This window comes from Micromonospora maritima (assembly GCF_902825405.1).
In the GTDB taxonomy this organism is placed as follows: domain Bacteria; phylum Actinomycetota; class Actinomycetes; order Mycobacteriales; family Micromonosporaceae; genus Micromonospora; species Micromonospora maritima.
In genome coordinates, this window is the sequence record NZ_CADEAU010000619.1 from 1 (window position 1) to 2,785 (window position 2,785).

Annotated in this window: 2 protein-coding genes and 1 pseudogene; 1 reads left to right on the forward strand and 2 read right to left on the reverse strand. The window is 76.0% G+C overall.

The annotated features are described in order from the left end of the window. Positions 1-268: 268 nt before the first annotated feature. Together HUW36_RS30035 and HUW36_RS30040 are read right to left on the reverse strand one after the other, a co-directional pair. The gene (locus HUW36_RS30035; RefSeq protein ID WP_174531177.1) at positions 269-1,426 is read right to left on the reverse strand and encodes a sensor histidine kinase; all 1,158 of its coding nucleotides are present in this window, start codon (positions 1,424-1,426) and stop codon (positions 269-271) included. Between the two features lies 1 nt (position 1,427). Then, the gene (locus HUW36_RS30040) at positions 1,428-2,093 is read right to left on the reverse strand and encodes a response regulator transcription factor (protein ID WP_174531178.1); all 666 of its coding nucleotides are present in this window, start codon (positions 2,091-2,093) and stop codon (positions 1,428-1,430) included. Between the two features lie 158 nt (positions 2,094-2,251). On the opposite strand from HUW36_RS30040, the pseudogene HUW36_RS30045 reads away from it, so the two are divergent. Further along, a pseudogene (locus HUW36_RS30045) lies at positions 2,252-2,785 on the forward strand (peptidase C39 family protein); the annotation flags it as partial.

Below are 2,785 nucleotides of genomic sequence, written 5' to 3' on the forward strand. Positions count from 1 at the left end.
GTGAGCGCGACCGCGGCGAGGGCCGCGAGGGCCCGGCGGCGCGGGGCGGAGGGGTGGGTCACTGGCAGCTCCGTGAGGTCAGCGGGTGAGGCGTGTCGCTCCGCTCACCCTGGGCCACCGCTGCACCGCCGTCCAGCGCCGGGCCGGCTTTCTGACCGACCACCGCGCCGCCACGGCCGAGCACCCGCCGCCGACGGGCGGGACAGCCGGGAGGGGCCACACGAACAGGTGGGTGCCCGTGTCCGGCCGGGGGGCGCGGGATCGGCGGTCAGGTGGCCGCGGGCGGGTCGGCCGACGGAAGCGTGACCGTCACCTCCAGGCCGCCGCCGGGCTGGGCGACCGCCGTCACCGTGCCGCCGTGCGCGTCGCAGACCGCCCGCACGATCGACAGGCCGAGGCCGGAGCCACGGGCGCCGGTGCGTTCCTGCCCGCCGCGCCGGAACGGTTCGAACAGCCCGGGCACCTCCGCCGGGGCGACCTCGAAGCCGGTGTTGCCCACCACCAGCCAGGACCGTTGCCCGTCGGTGCCGGTGCGTACCCACATCCGCCCGTGCAGGTGGTTGTAGCGGACCGCGTTCTCCACCAGGTTCCCGGCCAGCCGGTCGAGCAACCCCGGGTCGCCGACCACCGGCGCGGGCCGCAGCGAGGTCTGCACCCGCAGGCCGATCCGCTCGACCTCGCGGGCGACCGCGGAGAGCGCGTTGGCGGTGCCCACGGCGAGGTCGGTCTCCGCCCGCCGGGCCAGCCGCCGGCCGGTCTGCGCCTCGCTGCGGGCCAGCACCAGCAGCGCGTCGACCAGGCCGTTGGCCCGTTCCGAGGCCTCCCGCACCACGGCGGCCATCCGCCGGTACTCGGCCAGGTCGGCGTCGTCGTCGCTGAGCGTCACGTCGATCTCGGTACGCATCACCGCGAGCGGCGTACGCAGCTCGTGCGAGGCGTTCGCGACGAACCGCTTCTGCGCCTCGAACGCGGCGGTGATCCGGTCCAGCATCGCGTCGAACGTCTCGGCCAGCTCGGCCACCTCGTCGTCCGCGCCGGCCCAGCCGATCCGCTCGTCCAACGTGGTCTCGCCGAGCCGCCGGGCGGTGGCCGTGACCTGGTGCAGCGGGCGCAGCGCACGGCCGGCCACCAGGTACGCCCCGGCCACCCCGACCACGCCGACGGCCAGCAGCGCCAGCAGGCCCTTGATCAGCAGCTCCTGGGACGCGGCGTCGACCAGTTGCCGCTGCCACTGCCCGGCGTTGAGGGTGCGGCCGTCGGTGAGCACCACGGTGGTGCCGGGCAGCAGCTCGTCGGTGGGCCGCAACGCGTCCCGGACCAGCAGCCAGGCCAGCAGCACCAGGATCGCCCCGGCGCCGACCAGCAGCACGCCGTTGAGCAGGGTCAGTCGCAGCCGCAACGTGGGGCGGACCCGGCGCGTACCCATGTCAGGAGACCCCGCCGACGCGGTAGCCGGCGCCGACCACGGTGTCGATCAGCGGCGGGTCGCCGAGTTTCTTGCGCAGGGTCATCACGGTGACCCGGACGATGGTGGTGAACGGGTCGGTGTTGGCGTCCCAGACCCGTTCCAGCAGCTCCTCGCTGGACACCACCGCGCCCCGCGCCTTGAGCAGCTCGGCGAGCACACCGAACTCCTTGTTGGTGAGGTCCAGCGGCACCCCGCCGCGGCTCACCACCCGACGGGCCGGGTCGAGTTCCAGGTCGGCGACGGCGAGCACCGGGGGCGCGGCCGGGGTGGCGCGCCGGCCCAGCGCCTGCACCCGGGCCACCAGTTCGTCGAAGGCGAACGGTTTGGCGAGGTAGTCGTCGGCGCCGAGCTGCAACCCCTCGACCCGGTCGGCGACGGTCCCGCTGGCGGTGAGCATGAGCACCCGGGTCAGCGCGCCGGAGGCGGCCAGGTCCGCGCAGATCCGGTCGCCGTGCACGCCCGGCAGGTCGCGGTCCAGGATCACCACGTCGTAGCGGGTCACGAACGCCGCCTCGTGCCCGGCGTTCCCGTCGTAGGCGACGTCCACCGCCATCCCGCGCTTGCGCAGCCCGCGCGCGATCGCGTCGGCGAGGTTCCGCTCGTCCTCGACCACCAGTACCCGCATCCCGGCCTCCCGCCTCGTGACCTCCCACAACCTACTGGCGGGGACCAAACCGCCGGCACGCGCCGCCGTTGCAGAAAACCTTCGGGTAGGCGATGCTCGCCGACAAGAACCGACAAGCGCGCCGGCCGACGGCCGGACCCGAGCCGAGCGGAGTCCCGATGACCGCCGTCGACCCCGGCCGCGACGTGGCGTACCACCGGTTCCGGTTCCCGGCGGACCGGGACCGGGGCCGCGCGGACGGGCTGCGCGCGGAGCCGGGCGGGCTGACGCCCGACGCGGCCGCGGGGACGTGGACCTCGCCCGTGGTGCCGGTCGGCTTCGCCGTCGCCGAACTGGTGCCCTCCTGGACCGCGGACACGCCGCCCGGCTGCTGGCTGCGGGTGGAGCTGCGCGGCTGGTCCGGCGACACCGCCACCACCGGCTGGTACGAGCTGGGCCGCTGGGCGGCCGACGACAGCGCGGTGCACCGCTCGTCCGTGCCCGACCAGGCCGACGGCCACGCCCGGGTGCTCGCCGACACCCTCCGGGTGACCGACGCGACGGTGACCGGCTGGCAGGCCCGGGTGACCCTGTTCCGCCCGCCCGACGCGCCCGCCGGCCCGGTGCTGCGCACGGTAGGCGTGGTCGCCTCCGCCGACCCCGTGCCGACCGGTGGCGTCGACGCCGGCGCGGCGGAGCCGGCCGGCGCCCGG

Excerpts from the sequence above, each read along its gene's own strand:
- HUW36_RS30035 (WP_174531177.1), bottom strand. The coding sequence starts at position 1,426 with ATGGGTACGCGCCGGGTCCGCCCCACGTTGCGGCTGCGACTGACCCTG.
- HUW36_RS30040 (WP_174531178.1), bottom strand. The coding sequence starts at position 2,093 with ATGCGGGTACTGGTGGTCGAGGACGAGCGGAACCTCGCCGACGCGATC.